The sequence below is a fragment of the Leclercia sp. CFBP8987 genome (assembly GCF_034044995.2).
GTDB lineage: Bacteria > Pseudomonadota > Gammaproteobacteria > Enterobacterales > Enterobacteriaceae > Enterobacter > Enterobacter tamurae.
In genome coordinates this window covers 1,354,087-1,370,171 of the sequence record NZ_CM188255.1, presented here as the reverse complement: position 1 = coordinate 1,370,171, position 16,085 = coordinate 1,354,087, and the positions used below count along the sequence as shown (strand labels likewise).

Below are 16,085 nucleotides of genomic sequence, written 5' to 3'. Positions count from 1 at the left end.
ATGACTCTGAAAGATAAAACCCACGCCCTGTTTGCTGAAAAGTTCGGCTACCCTGCCACTCACGCGATTCAGGCGCCTGGCCGCGTTAACCTGATCGGCGAGCACACCGACTACAACGACGGTTTCGTGCTGCCCTGCGCCATTGATTACCAGACGGTGATCAGCTGCGCGAAACGCGACGACCGCAAGGTACGCGTGCTGGCGGCGGATTATGACAACCAAATCGACGAGTTCTCGCTGGATGCGCCGATTGTTGAGCATGACAGCCAGCAGTGGTCGAACTACGTTCGCGGCGTGGTAAAACACCTGCAGAAGCGCAACAAAAATTTTGGCGGCGCGGATCTGGTGATCAGCGGCAACGTGCCGCAGGGCGCGGGCTTAAGCTCATCCGCCTCGCTGGAAGTAGCCGTCGGCACCGTCTTCCAGCAGCTGTATCACCTGCCGCTGGATGGGGCACAAATCGCCCTTAACGGCCAGGAAGCAGAGAACCAGTTCGTCGGCTGTAACTGCGGCATCATGGATCAGCTGATCTCGGCGCTGGGTAAAAAAGGTCACGCGTTATTGATCGACTGCCGTTCGCTGGGTACCAAAGCGGTCAGCCTGCCGAAAGGCGCGGCGGTGATCATCATTAACAGTAATTTCAAACGCACTCTGGTCGGTAGCGAGTACAACACCCGCCGCGAGCAGTGCGAAACCGGCGCGCGCTTCTTCCAGCAGCCTGCGCTGCGTGATGTCTCGCTCACTGAGTTCAATAAAGTGGCTCACCAGCTGGATGCGGTGGTGGCGAAACGCGTTCGTCACGTCCTGACCGAAAACGCCCGTACCGTGGAAGCGGCGGCGGCGCTGGAGAAAGGCGATCTGCGTCGTATGGGTGAGCTGATGGCCGAGTCCCATGCCTCCATGCGCGATGATTTCGAAATCACCGTGCCGCAGATCGACACCCTGGTGGAGATTGTGAAAGCGGCGATTGGTGAACAGGGCGGCGTACGCATGACCGGAGGAGGTTTCGGTGGCTGCGTGGTGGCGCTGGTGCCGGAAGAGTTGGTTCCGGTAGTGCAGCAGGCTGTTGAACAGCAGTATGAAGCCAAAACCGGCATCAAAGAGACCTTCTACGTCTGCAACGCCTCACAAGGAGCTGGCCAGTGCTAAACGAAACCCCTGCTCTCGCCCCTGACGGCCTGCCGTACCGCCTGTTAACCCTGCGCAATAGCGCCGGGATGGTGGTGACGCTGATGGACTGGGGCGCCACGCTCCTGTCAGCCCGCGTCCCGATGCGTGATGGCAGCGTGCGCGAAACCCTGCTCGGCTGCGCGTCGCCTGAGCAATACATTGAACAAACCGCGTTCCTTGGCGCCTCGGTGGGCCGTTACGCCAACCGTATCGCTAAAAGCCACTTTGAGCTTGGCGGCGTGAGCTATGCGCTGCTGCCGAGCCAGGGTGAAAACCAGCTTCACGGCGGCCCGGACGGCTTCGACAAGCGTCGCTGGCGCATTATCAAGCAGAATGATGGCGAAGCGCTGCTGACCCTCCACTCCCCGGATGGCGATCAGGGCTACCCGGGTAACTGTGAGACGAGCGTCCATTATCGCTTAACGGAAGATAACCGGATCGCCATTGAGTACCGCGCAACGGTAGACAAGCCCTGCCCGGTCAACCTGACCAACCACGCTTACTTCAACCTCGACGGCGACTGCAGCGACGTGCGCAATCATAAGCTGCAACTGCTGGCCCAGAGGTATCTGCCGGTTGATGAGATGGGGATCCCGCAGGAAGGGTTAAAAGCGGTTGAAGGCACCAGCTTTGATTTCCGCACCAGCAAAGCCATTGCCGAGGATTTCCTGGTGGATGACGATCAGCGCAAGGTGAAAGGTTACGATCATGCTTTCCTGCTCGATGCCCAGGGCGATCTCGGCCAGCCTGCGGCGCACCTGTGGTCTGCCGATGAAAAGCTGCAGATGACGGTCTACACCACCGCCCCTGCCCTGCAGTTCTATTCTGGTAATTTCCTCGACGGCACTCCGGCGCGGGAAGACGGTGAGTACCGGGCCTGGCAAGGCCTGGCGCTGGAAAGCGAGTTCTTACCGGACAGCCCGAACCACCCGGAATGGCCGCAGCCAGACTGCGTGCTGCACCCGGGTGAAACCTACGTCAGCGTGACGGAATATCACTTTACTGCGCAATAAAAACCGGCCCTCCAGCAGGAGGGCTTTTTTTATCCATCTTGCTGAAAATAGCGTCAGTTACGGACAAAATCACAACCCCTCATTCACAAGCATCTTACACTGCGACACTATTTTCGCTATGGTTAGGGTTAAGCGTTGCCCGTGGCTCAGCTGCGGCAATATAATGAGAATTGTTATCATTCAAATAATGCTTGTTCTGGAGGAGTAAAATATGGCTGTAACTAAGCTGGTTCTGGTACGTCATGGCGAAAGCCAGTGGAACAACGAAAACCGTTTTACCGGTTGGTATGATGTTGACCTGTCCGAAAAAGGCGTTGGCGAAGCGAAAGCGGCTGGCAAGCTGCTGAAAGACGAAGGCTTCAGCTTCGATTTTGCTTATACCTCCGTGCTGAAACGTGCCATCCACACCCTGTGGAACGTGCTGGACGAACTGGATCAGGCCTGGCTGCCAGTTGAGAAATCCTGGAAACTGAACGAGCGTCACTACGGTGCGCTGCAGGGTCTGAACAAAGCAGAAACCGCAGAAAAATACGGTGACGAGCAGGTTAAACAGTGGCGTCGCGGCTTCGCGGTAACACCACCAGAGCTGACCAAAGATGACGAGCGCTACCCGGGCCACGACCCGCGTTACGCGAAACTGACCGATGCTGAACTGCCACAGACTGAAAGCCTGGCGCTGACCATCGATCGCGTTGTGCCTTACTGGAACGAAACCATTCTGCCACGCCTGAAAAGCGGCGAGCGCGTGATCATCGCGGCTCACGGTAACTCCCTGCGTGCGCTGGTGAAATACCTGGACAACATGGGCGAAGACGAGATCCTCGAGCTGAACATCCCAACCGGCGTACCGCTGGTGTATGAGTTCGACGAAAACTTCAAACCAATCAAGCACTACTATCTGGGTAACGCTGACGAGATCGCGGCTAAAGCTGCGGCCGTTGCGAACCAGGGTAAAGCTAAGTAATAAAAAAGCCCGGTCGCGATGGCCGGGCCTTAGGTTCTGAATGCCGGATGCTTATCCGGCATTTTTTTAGCCGCGACGGGCTTTCACTGCGTTCGCCAGCTGACGCAACACCGTTTCAGTGTCGTCCCAGCCGATGCAGGCATCGGTTACGCTCTTACCGTAAACCAGCGGCTCGCTGCCTTCCAGATTCTGATTGCCTTCCACCAGGTGGCTCTCAATCATCACCCCAATAATCGCCTTTTCACCGCCCGCAATCTGCTGGCAGACATCGGTGCTAACGTCCATCTGCTTTTTAAACTGCTTGCTGGAGTTGGCATGGCTGAAGTCGATCATCACCTGTGCAGCCAGACCCGCTTTATCGAGGCCCGCCTTCACTTCTGCCACGTGCGCCGCGCTGTAGTTAGGCTCTTTGCCGCCGCGCAGAATGATATGGCAGTCGCCGTTACCGCTGGTATTTACAATAGCGGAGTGACCCCATTTGGTGACGGAGAGGAAGCAGTGCGGCGCCCCGGCAGCATTGATGGCGTCGATCGCCACTTTGATGGTGCCATCGGTGCCGTTTTTGAAGCCCACCGGGCAGGAAAGACCAGATGCCAGCTCGCGGTGAACCTGAGATTCGGTAGTACGTGCGCCAATTGCGCCCCAGCTCATCAGGTCTGCCAGATATTGCGGGGTGATCATGTCGAGGAACTCACCCGCCGCCGGCAGGCCGCTGTCGTTAATATCCAGCAGCAGCTTACGGGCGATGCGCAGGCCGTCGTTGATCTGGAAGCTGCCATCCATATGCGGATCGTTGATCAGCCCTTTCCAGCCCACGGTGGTACGCGGTTTTTCAAAGTAGACGCGCATGACAATTTCCAGCTCATCTTTCAGCGTCTCGCGCAGCGTCAGCAGACGCGCGGCATACTCTTTCGCCGCCGCAGGATCGTGAATGGAGCATGGACCGATCACCACCAGCAGACGATCGTCATTACCTTTCAGGATCTTATGGATCGCTTTACGGGCATGAGAAACGGTGTTGGCAGCATTTTCGGTGGCAGGAAACTTTTCAAGGAGTGCTACAGGGGGTAATAACTCATTGATCTCTTTAATACGTAAATCGTCATTCTGATAATTCATGTTCTTTCCAGCGTTGCCATATTTTTATAAACGAATGCAATCCCTTCAATCTATCTTGTCAGTCAGGAAGTGTAAACTGGCTTTTACACTACGCACAGATAAATCCTGGAATTCGCTTAAAAAACCCCACAAAGTAGCGAAAAGCGAGATACACCCTAAACTTTTTAACTGTATGCACTGCATTTATTACGTTTATTGAGATTCCATACTGACCTAAGTATGGATCATGGCATCTTTAACCACTGAGCAGTATATCGATTTCGCATATGCACTGTGGAAAGAAGTTATCCAGAACATAACGACCAGAACAGGAGCAGCATGATGAAAATGACTAAACTCGCCACTCTTTTCCTGACAGCTTCGCTCACCATGGCAAGTGGTGCGGCGCTGGCAGCAGACACAGGCTCCAGCACCAATAACGGCCAGGCAAATGCCGCGGCGGATGCCGGAGCAGTAGCGCCTGATGCGCATCAGAATATTGCTCCAAATAATACCGGTAACAGCCAGATTAATACGGGTTCTGGTACCACAGGTACAACCAGCGGCGGCAGCGGCACCATGTTAAATCCTGATGGTACTAACGCCACCACTAGCGGTACGACTACCGGTAGCGGCAATAGCTCTACAACGGGTGGCTCTAATTCCATCATGGGTAATGATGACCCAAGCAAGATGGGTAATGACGGCATGACCAAGGACGATCAGCACAAGAATTCGATGTGTAAAGACGGTAAATGCCCGGATCAGTCCGGTAAAGTCGATTCTGAACGAACTCCGCAAGAACAAAAAACTGACGGCACTACCCAGTAATCAACGGTAATGCGGTTATGATGAAGGAGAGCTACGGCTCTCCTTTATTTTTTGTGCAAGATGTTAAAAACGCTACACTTACAATAATAATGGACCGGGATAGGATTCATGGCGCACACCCACTCACATACCCCTTCTTCGCAGGATGGAAATGCTAAACGCTTAATGCTGGCGTTCGGCGTCACCGCCACCTTTATGATCATCGAGGTGATCGGCGGGCTGATTTCTGGCTCACTGGCGCTGTTGGCTGATGCCGGGCATATGTTAACGGACGCGGCTGCACTGCTGTTTGCGCTACTGGCGGTGGTATTTGCCCGTCTCCCGCCGAGCCATGGCCGCACCTTTGGCTGGCTGCGCCTCACGACGCTTGCTGCATTCGTTAACGCCATCGCGCTGGTATTGATCACCATTTTAATTGTCTGGGAAGCCTTCCAACGGTTCCGGTACCCTCAGCCTGTTGCGGGCGTGACCATGATGGTCGTGGCGGTTGCCGGGCTTATCGCCAATATCCTGGCGTTCTGGATTTTGCATCGCGGCAGTGAGGAGAAAAATCTCAACGTGCGGGCGGCGGCGCTACACGTGCTGGGGGATCTGCTGGGTTCGGTGGGAGCCATCGTTGCGGCGCTGGTGATCCTCTGGACGGGCTGGACGCCGATAGACCCGATCCTGTCGATTGTTGTCTCGTGTCTGGTGTTACGCAGCGCCTGGCGGTTATTGCAGGAGAGTGTGAATGAGCTGCTGGAGGGTGCGCCGGCGTCGCTGGATATTCCGGCGTTAAAGCGCAACTTAACCCGCTCTATTCCTGAAGTGCGCGACGTGCATCATATTCACGTCTGGATGGTGGGCGAAAAGCCGCTGATGACCCTACATGTGCAGGTCGTTCCTCCTCACGATCACGATGCGTTACTGGGGCGTATCCAGCATTTCCTGGAGCACCATTACGCCATCGCGCACAGCACTATCCAGATGGAATACACCCCCTGTAACGGACCGGACTGTCACCTTAACGATATCCAGTCCGGCCACGCCCATCATCACCATTAACGTGCCAGCGCGTGGGAACCTCGTTCACGCGCGCTGTTAATCCACATCCTGCTGCCGTTCAGGGCAATAAAGGTGAGGATCATGTACTCCAGCGACATGGCATAGACGCCCTGCAGGGCAAAGATCACCACGCTTATCACATTGATGATCACCCACAGCAGCCAGTTTTCGACATATTTGCGGGTCATCAGGATCATGGCGGCAATCGACAGCACCATCATGCACGAATCCCAGAACGGGAAGGCATCAGGCTGCAGCTCCGGCATGGTGACGTTCAGGCCCAGGCTGCTCATCACCGACACCGCCACGCGGGTCAGGAAGGCGAACACCGGGTCGATATAGACCGTCATCAGGCCGATAGCCACCACGCAGGCGGCCAGCCAGCCGAGGGCTTTAGGCAACGGCAGCCAGCGGATCTGCAGTTCCGCCTCCTGCTGGCTGTTCTGCCGCGACCAGGCGTACCAGCCATAGATATTGGCCACGAAGAAGAACAGTTGCAGCAGCAGGCTGGCATACAGCTGGATCTGAAAGAAGATGATGGCGAACAGCGTGACGTTCACCAGGCCAAACGCGTAGTTGACGATCTTCTCCAGACTGGCGAGCCAGATACAGAGCAGACCCGCTATCGTCCCGACGGCTTCAATCCATGACAAGTCATAGCCGCCAGCGCCAATCGGTATATGTACCAGAATGTTTTGCGTGCTAAAAAAATCCATCTTTTTCCCTCAGCGTTACGTTACGTTGCTTAAGGACGTAGTGTAGCCGCAAAATCCAGCATCCGGTTAAGCGGAATTAACGCCCCTTCCCGCAGCGCCGCATCTACATGGATTTCATGCGCCGCGCCGCCCGACTCCAGCCCGTCTGCGATGGCTTTCAGCCCGTTCATTGCCATCCACGGACAGTGCGCGCAGCTGCGACAGGTTGCCCCCTCGCCCGCTGTCGGCGCTTCCAGCAGCTCTTTCTCCGGCACCGCCTGCTGCATTTTGTAGAAGATGCCGCGATCGGTGGCAACGATCAGCTGGCGATGCGGCAGCGTTTTCGCGGCAGCAATCAGCTGGCTGGTTGAACCCACGGCATCCGCCATGTTGACGATCGCCTGTGGCGACTCCGGATGGACCAGCACGGCGGCATCCGGGTAGAGACTCTTCATACGCTCCAGCGCCTGGGTTTTAAACTCGTCATGGACGATACAGGCGCCCTGCCAGCACAGAATATCTGCCCCGGTCTGTTTCTGGACATAGTTACCCAGATGCTTGTCCGGCGCCCAGATAATTTTCTCCCCGAGGCTGTCGAGATGCTCAATCAGTTCGACAGCGATGCTGGAGGTCACCACCCAGTCGGCACGCGCTTTGACCGCGGCGGAGGTGTTGGCGTAGACCACCACCGTTCTGTCGGGATGGGCGTCGCAGAAGGCGGAGAATTCGTCGATCGGGCAGCCTAAATCGAGCGAGCACTCTGCGTTCAGGGTCGGCATCAGAATGGTTTTTTCCGGGCTAAGGATTTTTGCCGTCTCACCCATAAAACGCACACCGGCCACCAGCAACGTTGAAGCGGGATGTTTTGCACCGAAGCGCGCCATCTCCAGCGAGTCCGATATACAGCCGCCGGTCTCTTCTGCCAGCTGCTGAATTTCCGGATCAGTGTAGTAGTGCGCCACCATCACCGCGTCGCGCTCTTTGAGCAAGCGCTTGATCTTTTCGCGGTAAAACTGCTTTTCGTCCAGACTCAGCGGGACCGGCTTAGGCGGGAAAGGATAGATGGCGGCTTCAGGATCAAACATCACACTCATTTTGGCTTCTCGTTTTACTGGCTTAACAACATCGCCTTTATTTTGCGCGACACAGCAAAATGAATGGCTATTGTGTTTTGTATACTAAACAAGATAGCGAATCTGAAGAGAAATGTCATCGGGCTGGATAGCAAAAAGGCGCCTTTAGGGCGCCTTTTTACATTGGTGGGTCGTGCAGGATTCGAACCTGCGACCAATTGATTAAAAGTCAACTGCTCTACCAACTGAGCTAACGACCCCTTGCGGGATGTACTGCTTAATTCTTTTCAGGCTGGTGGGTCGTGCAGGATTCGAACCTGCGACCAATTGATTAAAAGTCAACTGCTCTACCAACTGAGCTAACGACCCATTCGGGTGTTGCCTGAAATTTTTACTCGGCACCAATCAAAAAGATTGGTGGGTCGTGCAGGATTCGAACCTGCGACCAATTGATTAAAAGTCAACTGCTCTACCAACTGAGCTAACGACCCGAGTGGTGGGTGATGACGGGCTCGAACCGCCGACCCCCTCCGTGTAAAGGAGATGCTCTACCAACTGAGCTAATCACCCACTCTGTACTGCCGGAACTGCTATTAGTGGTGGGTCGTGCAGGATTCGAACCTGCGACCAATTGATTAAAAGTCAACTGCTCTACCAACTGAGCTAACGACCCACTATTTTGGCTGCTTTTGGGCTGTTTGATATCCCTTGGCAACGGCGGCATATATTACTGATTTAAGAATTCTGCGCAACTAATATTTTGATGAATATCACTTAACTGCTTAGGAAGTATGCGGCAAGACCAGAAAAAACGCGATTTCTGGTCATCCGGCAATCATCCCATCGCAGCAAGACGTTTTTGCGCTTGTTTCGCACCTTCGGTGCCCGGGAACTTAGTGACCACCTGCTGGAAGACGGCCTTCGCTTTCGCGGTATCGCCTTTGTCCTGCATGATCACCCCGACCTTGTACATCGCGTCAGGCGCTTTCGGTGATTTCGGGTAATTTTTTACCACGGAGGCAAAATAGAATGCCGCGTCGTCTTTTTTACCCTTGTTGTAATTCAACTGTCCCAGCCAATAGTTCGCATTGGGCTGGTAGGTTGAATCAGGGTATTTCTTCACGAAGTTCTGAAACGCCGCCATCGCCTCGTCCTGGTGCGAGTTATCCTGCACCAGGGCGATTGCCGCATTGTAGTCAGTATTCGCGTCACCGCTCTGTACAGGCGCCCCTGCTGAGGCTGACGCGTCAGCCTGAGGCGTTGCCGCTGCACCAGCTGCGCCGCTTTGATCGCCTGTTGCTGGTTGCGCTGCTGCGCCGCCATTATTCAGGCTATCCATCTGCAGCAGGATCTGCTTCTGACGCTCCACAACCTGATTGAGCTGATACTGGCTTTCCTGAATCTGTCCGCGCAGTGAGTCAATATCGGTTTGGTTGTCAGAGAGCTGCTGCTGAAGTTGGGTTAAAAGCTGGCTGTGAGCATTAGAAATACGCTCGAGTTGGGTGACCCGGTCTTCTACCGAGCCTGAGCCGACACTACTGATTGGTGCCTGAGCAAAAGCGGCCCAGGGGGCCGCTATACCAACCAGTAACGACAGACTCAACAGATGATGTCTGAAGTTACTGCTCATGCAATTCTCTTAGTAAACCAGTACGGCACGACGGTTTTTGGAGTAAGCCGCTTCGTCGTGACCCAGTACTGCAGGTTTTTCTTTACCGTAAGAAACGATGGAGATCTGGTCAGCAGAAACGCCTTTACCCTGCAGGTACATTTTAACGGCGTTAGCACGACGCTCACCCAGAGAGATGTTGTACTCAGGAGTACCACGTTCGTCCGCGTGACCTTCTACGGTGACTTTGTAAGACGGGTTGCTACGCAGGAAGTTAGCGTGCGCATCCAGCATCGCAGCGAAGTCAGAACGAATGTCGAACTTGTCCAGATCGAAGTAAACAATGTTGTTCTGCTGCAGCTGTTGCATCTGAAGACGCGCTTGCTCTTCAGAAGACATATTGCCATTGGCGTTTGCGTCCATACCGGTGCCGGCACCCATCATGCCTTCGCCGCTCTGGTCGTTGCTTGCGTTCTTGTTAGAAGAACACGCTGCGATTGCCATAACAGGCAGAGCGATCATCAGCCCTTTCAGCACTTTGTTCAGTTGCATTTCTATGATTCCTTTATTATTCAATTAATTATTATTACAGGTACGGCGACCAGGCAGGTGATTTTACCTGTCCATCAGTTGCCGGAATACGCGCTTTGAAACGCCCATCTGTAGAAACCAGATTCAGCACCGATCCCATCCCCTGAGAAGAGCTGTAGATAACCATAGTGCCGTTAGGTGCCAGACTTGGCGTTTCATCCAGGAAGGTTGACGATAAAACTTGTACGCCACCACCACCCAGATCTTGTTTGGCAATGTGCTGCTGACCACCGGCCGAGCTGACCATTACCATAAACTTACCGTCAGCGCTCACGTCTGCGTCCTGGTTCTGTGAACCTTCCCAGGTGATACGCTGCGGTGCACCGCCGTTAACATTAACTTTATAAACCTGTGGACGACCCGCCTGGTCAGAGGTAAAGGCCAGGTTCTGGCTGTCCGGGAACCAGGTTGGTTCGGTGTTGTTGCTGCGACCGTCGGTGACCTGACGGATCTGACCGGAACCGATGTCCATTACGTACAGGTTCAGGCTACCGGTTTTAGACAGCGCAAACGCCAGTTTAGAACCGTCCGGCGAGAAGGCCGGTGCCCCGTTGTGACGTGGGAAAGAGGCAACCTGACGCACCGCGCCGTTGGACAGGGTCTGGATAACCAGCGCTGAACGACCGCTTTCGAAGGTTACGTAGGCCAGCTTAGAACCGTCCGGTGACCAGGCCGGTGACATTAGCGGCTGTGGTGAACGGTGAACGGTGAACTGGTTGTAACCGTCATAGTCAGAGACGCGCAGCTCGTACGGGAACTGGCCGCCGTTGGTCTGCACAACATAAGCGATACGGGTGCGGAACGCGCCTTTGATGCTGGTCAGCTTCTCAAACACTTCGTCGCTTGCCGTGTGACCCGCATAACGCAGCCACTGCTTGTTCACTTTATAAGTGTTCTGCGCCAGCACGGTGCCCGGTGCGCCACCGGTGTCAACCAGCTGGTAAGCCACGGTATAACCGCCGTCCGGGTTAGGCGTAACCTGACCCACGACCACCGCATCGATACCCAGCGCAGACCATGCCGCCGGTTGTAACTCTGCCGCTGTGCCCGGCTGCTGTGGCAGACGAGAACGATCTAACGGGTTGAATTTACCGCTGTTGCGAAGGTCAGCGGCAACAATGCCACCCACATCTTCCGGCGCAGCACCTGGCCCTTTCCACTGGAATGGAACCACACCAATCGGACGTGCCGAGTCGTTCCAGTCGGTAATGTCAATGCTAACTGTTGCATGCACTGTTGCAGTCAACAGGACTAAAAAGCCAAATGCTAATCGTAATGCCTGCTTCATCATATCTCCCTTATCCGAACAATCAGCTCTGGATAATCTAGCAGAAGGTTAACAAACTCAAATACACAACATTATCAGAACCAGGTAACGGATAACGTTACCGTTCTGCTTACGGCTTAAAGTTCAGCGAGGCGTCTTTGAATACCTCATAGACAGCCTGAGTCGGTGGCTTAGGTAGTTTTGCCTGATTCACCGCCACAAGTGCAGCCTGACATAACGCGTCATCGCCACCTTCTGACTCAACGCTCAGCACGGTACCATCAGTATGCAGTTTAATATGCAGTTTGCATGTTTTCCCTGTATACAATGATTTGTCGTTAAGCCTGCTGGATATAGCCGCCGCAATTTGGTTCTTGTAATCGTTGATTTCAGCGCCAGAAGCACCATTGTTCTTAGTGTTACCACTTCCGGCCGGGGCTGCGTTACTTCCTTTAGCCCCACCGCCTGTTTTCGGCGCATTCTTACCTGAGCTCAGATCGCCGAACAGGTCATCAACGTCCGATGCAGCAGCTTTTTCCGCGGCGGCTTTTTTCGCTGCTGCGGCTTTCGCGGCGGCAGCTTTGTCAGCAGCTGCTTTATCGGCAGCTGCTTTCTTATCTGCAGCGGCTTTTTTATCTGCAGCTGCTTTTTCTGCCGCAGCGGCTTTCTTCTCAGCGGCCGCTTTCTCGGCAGCAGCAGCTTTTTCAGCTGCGGCTTTTTCTGCTGCAGCAGCCTTTTTAGCCGCGTCGGCAGCCGCTTTCTTCTCGGCTTCCTGGGCTGCTTGTTTGGCTGCTTCCGCTTCCGCTTTTTTCTTCGCGTCAGCAGCAGCTTTCTTCGCAGCTTCGGCTTCTACTTTCTTCTTCGCATCAGCAGCAGCTTTGGCGGCTTCAGCTTCAGCCTGTTTTTGCGCATCGGCAGCGGCTTTTTTCGCGGCTAATGCAGCGGCATCCGCGGCCTGTTTTGCCGCTTCAGCAGCTTGTTTCGCCTGAGCATCTGCCTGCGCTTTGGCATCCGCTGCGGCTTTGGCTGCTGCCTCTTCCGCCTGCTTCTGTTTTTCCTGCGCTTGCTTCGCTGCGGCTTCCGCCTGTTTTTGCTGCTCCGCCTGCTCTTTCGCCGCTTCCTGCGCCTGCAAACGTTCTTTCTCAAGCTGCTTCAGACGTTCCTGCTCGGCGGCCTGCTTTTCACGCAGCTCTTCCGCCTGCTGTTGCGCCTGCTTTTCGCGTTGCTCTTCAGCACGTTTTGCACTCGCCTGCTGCTGTTGCTGGCGGTTATAGTTTTGCACCACCGCGCCGGGATCGACCATCACGGCATCGATGGATGAACCTCCCCCACCGCCAGCAGCGGTATCGAGATGCTCATCGAACGAACTCCAGATCAGTGCTGCAAAAAGAATGACATGCAGCACCGCCGAGATAATGATCGCCCGCTTAAGCTTATCGTTTTGTTCGGTTGCCTTTGACACTATGGGTTCCCAAAAACTCTGTTGTGTACGCAGATGATCAAATAGGCTGCGTCATCAAGCCGACTGACTTAACGCCCGCGCTATGCAACAGGTTCAGCGCCTTTATAATTTCATCGTAAGGCACGTCTTTCGCACCACCGATTAAGAAGACCGTTTTCGGATTGGACTGCAGACGTCGTTGCGCTTCGGCAATGACCTGCTCCGGCGGGAGTTGATCGAGACGATCCTTTTCAACCACCACGCTGTACTGCCCTACTCCGGATACTTCAATGATGACCGGTGGATCGTCATTGCTACTTACAGCCTGAGATTCTGTCGCATCCGGCAGATCAACCTCAACGCTCTGGGTGATGATGGGTGCTGTGGCCATAAAGATCAGCAGCAGCACCAGCAGCACGTCCAGCAGCGGTACAATGTTGATTTCGGACTTCAGTTCGCGACGACCCCGTCCACGCTGTCTGGCCATGGTTTACCCCTTGTTACTCTCGGTACTGGTAAACGCCTGGCGGTGCAGAATCGCGGTGAACTCTTCCATGAAGTTGTCGTAGTTCAGTTCCAGTTTGTTCACGCGCTGATTCAGGCGGTTGTACGCCATTACCGCAGGAATAGCAGCGAACAGGCCGATAGCGGTCGCGATCAGTGCTTCTGCGATACCCGGTGCAACCATCTGCAGCGTCGCCTGTTTTACCGCACCCAGGGCGATAAAGGCGTGCATGATCCCCCAGACCGTACCAAACAGACCGATATACGGGCTAATGGAACCGACGGTGCCGAGGAACGGAATGTGCGTTTCCAGCGTTTCCAGTTCACGGTTCATTGAAATACGCATCGCACGGGATGCCCCTTCAACGACCGCTTCCGGCGCATGGTTGTTAGCGCGGTGCAAACGGGCAAACTCTTTAAAGCCGCTATAGAAAATTTGCTCGGAGCCGGAGAGGTTTTCACGACGCCCCTGGCTTTCCTGATACAAACGGGAAAGTTCGATACCGGACCAGAACTTATCTTCAAAGGCTTCCGCTTCACGGGTTGCCGCATTGAGGATACGGGTTCTCTGGATAATGATGGCCCAGGAGGCGATAGAAAAACCAATTAAAATGAACATGATAAGTTTAACCAGAAGGCTAGCCTTCAGGAACAAATCAAGGATATTCATGTCAGTCACTGCTTAAACTCCGCGACAATAGACTTAGGAAGCGCACGAGGCTTCATGATGATTGGATCAACACAGACGATCAGGACTTCAGCTTCGTTCAGTACCGTGTTTTCTGCATTGACGATCCGCTGCGTGAAAACCATTGAGGTCCCGCGCATTGATGTTATTTCCGTTTGGACTTCGAGCATATCGTCGAGTCTGGCGGGCGCAAAATACTCCAGCGTCATCTTGCGTACCACGAAGGCAACTCGCTCCGCCAACAGAACCTGCTGGCTAAAGTGATGATGGCGCAGCATTTCAGTGCGTGCTCGTTCATAAAAGGCAACGTAGCTGGCGTGGTACACCACACCACCGGCATCCGTATCTTCGTAGTAGACACGCACCGGCCATCGAAATAGCGTTGTATTCACTTTACATCCCGGTAATACAAAAAGGGTCAGATCTTCTAAACTTCGCTACTATACGCGCGGGAATGGTGGTTTGGAATGGGGGAAAGTAAACAGAGAGTAAATTTTTATGGGCCAGGGTAAGCCCATAATATTAACGGATAGTTCTTATTCAGCTGAAAAAGAAAATCAGGCCCACCAGCAGGATCACATCCGCCAGCAGCGGGCAGAAGATGCCCTGCCAGAGTAAGGCTTTCGGGCGAAAGCCGACGCCGTGGATCACCCCGGCGCACACTGCCCACATGATGAGAAAACCGTGCCAGATTTCCAGCTCGCTGGTCTTCGCCGCAAAGCGCGACGGGTCCCAGAAGATGCAACCCGCCAGCAGTAACGCCATCACTAAGGAAAGCGCCCTCAGCGGGCGCTTGTCCATGATCCCGTAGAGATACGCGATCATCAGTGTTTTTCTTCACCAGCTTTGGACGCTTCAACGTGCTCAAGCGCCAGGGCGGTGATCACACCAAATGCACAGGCAAGAAGCGTTCCTAAAATCCATGCGAAATACCACATATTCAGCTCCTTCCTTAATACATAGAGTGAGAATTACTTTCGATATGTTCTTTCGTGATACGACCGTACATTTTCCAGTAACACCAGGTGGTGTAGGCCAGAATGAGCGGTACGAACACGGCAGCCACAAACGTCATCAGGTTCAGCGTCATCTGACTTGAGGTGGCATCCCACATCGTCAGGCTAGCATTCATCATGGTGCTGGATGGCATCACGAATGGGAACATCGCGATACCGGCCGTCAGGATGATGCACGCCAGCGTCAATGAGGAGAAGACGAAGGCCCATGCGCCTTTTTCCATGCGGGAAGTCAGCAGGGTCAGCAGCGGCAGCACCACGCCCAGTGCCGGGATAGCCCACAGAACCGGCATATTATTGAAGTTCACCAGCCAGGCACCTGCCTGACGTGCCACTTCTTTGGTCAGCGGGTTAGACGGCGCGGTATGGTTAATCGCCGATGTCACTACGTAACCGTCGATACCGAACATCACCCAGACACCCGCCAGCGCGAAGCCGACCAGGGTCACCAGAGCCGCAATCTGCGAGACGGCGCGGGAGCGCAGGTGCAGTTCACCCACGGTACGCATCTGCAGATAGGTGGCACCCTGAGTCAGGATCATCGCCACGCTGACCACGCCCGCCAGCAGACCGAACGGGTTCAGCAGCTGGAAGAAGTTGCCGGTGTAGTACAGGCGCATGTATTCATCGAGGTGGAACGGCACGCCCTGCAGCAGGTTGCCGAACGCCACGCCGATCACCAGCGGCGGCACGAAGCTACCGATGAAGATGCCCCAGTCCCACATGTTGCGCCAGCGGGTGTCTTCGATCTTCGAACGGTAGTCAAAACCGACCGGACGGAAGAACAACGACGCCAGCACCAGGATCATCGCCACATAGAAGCCGGAGAACGCCGCCGCGTAGACCATCGGCCAGGCAGCGAACAGCGCGCCGCCTGCGGTGATCAGCCACACCTGGTTACCGTCCCAGTGTGGGGCGATGGAGTTAATCATAATTCGACGCTCGGTATCATTACGACCGAGGAAGCGGGTGAGCATGCCCACCCCCATGTCGAAACCGTCAGTGACCGCAAAACCAATCAGTAAGATCCCGACCAGCAGCCACCAGATAAAACGCAATACTTCATAATCGATCATTTGAC

18 protein-coding genes and 5 tRNA genes are annotated in these 16,085 nt (G+C 54.6%); 5 read left to right on the top strand and 18 right to left on the bottom strand.

Annotation, left to right across the window (positions count from 1 at the left end; translation table 11 throughout):
- The 3 genes from galK (at position 1) to gpmA (ending at position 3,147) form a co-directional block, all read left to right on the top strand.
- Positions 1-1,149, top strand: coding sequence for a galactokinase (galK, locus tag SOM40_RS06490; protein WP_166181889.1), 1,149 nt, complete (start codon positions 1-3; stop codon positions 1,147-1,149).
- On the top strand, positions 1,143-2,183 hold the full coding sequence (galM, locus tag SOM40_RS06485) for a galactose-1-epimerase (protein ID WP_106992391.1): 1,041 nt from the start codon (positions 1,143-1,145) through the stop codon (positions 2,181-2,183). The genes galK and galM overlap by 7 nt, the downstream gene beginning before the upstream one ends.
- A 211-nt stretch (positions 2,184-2,394) precedes the next feature.
- Entirely contained in the window at positions 2,395-3,147 is a 753-nt protein-coding gene (gpmA, locus tag SOM40_RS06480) for a 2,3-diphosphoglycerate-dependent phosphoglycerate mutase (RefSeq protein WP_032617105.1), read from the top strand.
- A gap of 66 nt (positions 3,148-3,213) precedes the next feature.
- Here gpmA and aroG read toward each other — a convergent pair whose 3' ends face one another.
- A complete protein-coding gene (gene aroG, locus SOM40_RS06475; protein ID WP_106992390.1) occupies positions 3,214-4,266 on the bottom strand; it encodes a 3-deoxy-7-phosphoheptulonate synthase AroG in 1,053 nt (350 codons plus the stop codon).
- Positions 4,267-4,587: 321 nt separating this feature from the next.
- Here aroG and SOM40_RS06470 point away from each other — a divergent pair, with 321 nt between their 5' ends.
- Entirely contained in the window at positions 4,588-5,076 is a 489-nt protein-coding gene (locus SOM40_RS06470) for a protein YbgS (protein WP_106992389.1), read from the top strand.
- Between the two features lie 108 nt (positions 5,077-5,184).
- Positions 5,185-6,120, top strand: coding sequence for a CDF family zinc transporter ZitB (gene zitB, locus SOM40_RS06465; protein ID WP_225759279.1), 936 nt, complete (start codon positions 5,185-5,187; stop codon positions 6,118-6,120).
- Here zitB and pnuC read toward each other — a convergent pair.
- The 17 genes from pnuC to cydB all read right to left on the bottom strand — a co-directional run bounded on the left by pnuC (position 6,117) and on the right by cydB (position 16,080).
- The gene (gene pnuC, locus SOM40_RS06460; protein WP_166181885.1) at positions 6,117-6,836 is read right to left on the bottom strand and encodes a nicotinamide riboside transporter PnuC; all 720 of its coding nucleotides are present in this window, start codon (positions 6,834-6,836) and stop codon (positions 6,117-6,119) included. The two genes, zitB and pnuC, sit on opposite strands and share 4 nt — an antisense overlap.
- A gap of 29 nt (positions 6,837-6,865) precedes the next feature.
- A complete protein-coding gene (nadA, locus tag SOM40_RS06455) occupies positions 6,866-7,909 on the bottom strand; it encodes a quinolinate synthase NadA (protein ID WP_106992386.1) in 1,044 nt (347 codons plus the stop codon).
- Between the two features lie 163 nt (positions 7,910-8,072).
- Positions 8,073-8,148, bottom strand: a tRNA-Lys gene (locus SOM40_RS06450).
- 33 nt (positions 8,149-8,181) lie between these two features.
- Positions 8,182-8,257, bottom strand: a tRNA-Lys gene (locus SOM40_RS06445).
- Between the two features lie 46 nt (positions 8,258-8,303).
- Positions 8,304-8,379: transfer RNA gene (locus SOM40_RS06440), tRNA-Lys, on the bottom strand.
- 3 nt (positions 8,380-8,382) lie between these two features.
- Positions 8,383-8,458: transfer RNA gene (locus SOM40_RS06435), tRNA-Val, on the bottom strand.
- A 27-nt stretch (positions 8,459-8,485) separates the two neighbouring features.
- A tRNA-Lys gene (locus SOM40_RS06430) sits at positions 8,486-8,561 on the bottom strand.
- Between the two features lie 162 nt (positions 8,562-8,723).
- Positions 8,724-9,518, bottom strand: a complete 795-nt coding sequence (gene cpoB, locus SOM40_RS06425; RefSeq protein ID WP_320530736.1) for a cell division protein CpoB — start codon at positions 9,516-9,518, stop codon at positions 8,724-8,726.
- Between the two features lie 9 nt (positions 9,519-9,527).
- Entirely contained in the window at positions 9,528-10,049 is a 522-nt protein-coding gene (gene pal / locus SOM40_RS06420; RefSeq protein WP_106992384.1) for a peptidoglycan-associated lipoprotein Pal, read from the bottom strand.
- 34 nt (positions 10,050-10,083) lie between these two features.
- Positions 10,084-11,376 (bottom strand): Tol-Pal system beta propeller repeat protein TolB, encoded by a 1,293-nt coding sequence (gene tolB / locus SOM40_RS06415; RefSeq protein WP_320530737.1) that lies wholly within the window; start codon positions 11,374-11,376, stop codon positions 10,084-10,086.
- Between the two features lie 109 nt (positions 11,377-11,485).
- Positions 11,486-12,817: a cell envelope integrity protein TolA gene (gene tolA / locus SOM40_RS06410; protein WP_320530738.1), complete on the bottom strand. Its 1,332-nt coding sequence runs from the start codon at positions 12,815-12,817 to the stop codon at positions 11,486-11,488.
- 37 nt (positions 12,818-12,854) lie between these two features.
- On the bottom strand, positions 12,855-13,283 hold the full coding sequence (gene tolR, locus SOM40_RS06405) for a colicin uptake protein TolR (protein ID WP_106992382.1): 429 nt from the start codon (positions 13,281-13,283) through the stop codon (positions 12,855-12,857).
- Positions 13,284-13,286: 3 nt separating this feature from the next.
- Complete coding sequence (gene tolQ, locus SOM40_RS06400) at positions 13,287-13,979, bottom strand: Tol-Pal system protein TolQ (RefSeq protein WP_106992381.1); 693 nt, start codon at positions 13,977-13,979, stop codon at positions 13,287-13,289.
- Complete coding sequence (gene ybgC / locus SOM40_RS06395; RefSeq protein WP_106992380.1) at positions 13,976-14,380, bottom strand: tol-pal system-associated acyl-CoA thioesterase; 405 nt, start codon at positions 14,378-14,380, stop codon at positions 13,976-13,978. The genes tolQ and ybgC overlap by 4 nt, the downstream gene beginning before the upstream one ends.
- A 148-nt stretch (positions 14,381-14,528) precedes the next feature.
- Entirely contained in the window at positions 14,529-14,813 is a 285-nt protein-coding gene (gene ybgE / locus SOM40_RS06390) for a cyd operon protein YbgE (protein ID WP_106992379.1), read from the bottom strand.
- Positions 14,813-14,926, bottom strand: coding sequence for a cytochrome bd-I oxidase subunit CydX (cydX, locus tag SOM40_RS06385; RefSeq protein WP_006177208.1), 114 nt, complete (start codon positions 14,924-14,926; stop codon positions 14,813-14,815). Before cydX ends, ybgE begins: the two co-directional genes overlap by 1 nt.
- Before the next feature lie 14 nt (positions 14,927-14,940).
- Positions 14,941-16,080, bottom strand: a complete 1,140-nt coding sequence (gene cydB, locus SOM40_RS06380) for a cytochrome d ubiquinol oxidase subunit II (protein WP_106992378.1) — start codon at positions 16,078-16,080, stop codon at positions 14,941-14,943.
- Positions 16,081-16,085 lie beyond the last annotated feature (5 nt).

Bases quoted from the DNA above. Each gene is read 5' to 3' on its own strand.
- ybgE (WP_106992379.1), bottom strand. From the start codon at position 14,813: ATGATCGCGTATCTCTACGGGATCATGGACAAGCGCCCGCTGAGGGCG.
- nadA (WP_106992386.1), bottom strand. From the start codon at position 7,909: ATGAGTGTGATGTTTGATCCTGAAGCCGCCATCTATCCTTTCCCGCCT.
- gpmA (WP_032617105.1), top strand. From the start codon at position 2,395: ATGGCTGTAACTAAGCTGGTTCTGGTACGTCATGGCGAAAGCCAGTGG.
- pnuC (WP_166181885.1), bottom strand. From the start codon at position 6,836: ATGGATTTTTTTAGCACGCAAAACATTCTGGTACATATACCGATTGGC.
- aroG (WP_106992390.1), bottom strand. From the start codon at position 4,266: ATGAATTATCAGAATGACGATTTACGTATTAAAGAGATCAATGAGTTA.
- SOM40_RS06470 (WP_106992389.1), top strand. From the start codon at position 4,588: ATGAAAATGACTAAACTCGCCACTCTTTTCCTGACAGCTTCGCTCACC.
- zitB (WP_225759279.1), top strand. From the start codon at position 5,185: ATGGCGCACACCCACTCACATACCCCTTCTTCGCAGGATGGAAATGCT.
- cydB (WP_106992378.1), bottom strand. From the start codon at position 16,080: ATGATCGATTATGAAGTATTGCGTTTTATCTGGTGGCTGCTGGTCGGG.
- tolR (WP_106992382.1), bottom strand. From the start codon at position 13,283: ATGGCCAGACAGCGTGGACGGGGTCGTCGCGAACTGAAGTCCGAAATC.
- cpoB (WP_320530736.1), bottom strand. From the start codon at position 9,518: ATGAGCAGTAACTTCAGACATCATCTGTTGAGTCTGTCGTTACTGGTT.
- galK (WP_166181889.1), top strand. From the start codon at position 1: ATGACTCTGAAAGATAAAACCCACGCCCTGTTTGCTGAAAAGTTCGGC.
- pal (WP_106992384.1), bottom strand. From the start codon at position 10,049: ATGCAACTGAACAAAGTGCTGAAAGGGCTGATGATCGCTCTGCCTGTT.
- tolB (WP_320530737.1), bottom strand. From the start codon at position 11,376: ATGAAGCAGGCATTACGATTAGCATTTGGCTTTTTAGTCCTGTTGACT.
- cydX (WP_006177208.1), bottom strand. From the start codon at position 14,926: ATGTGGTATTTCGCATGGATTTTAGGAACGCTTCTTGCCTGTGCATTT.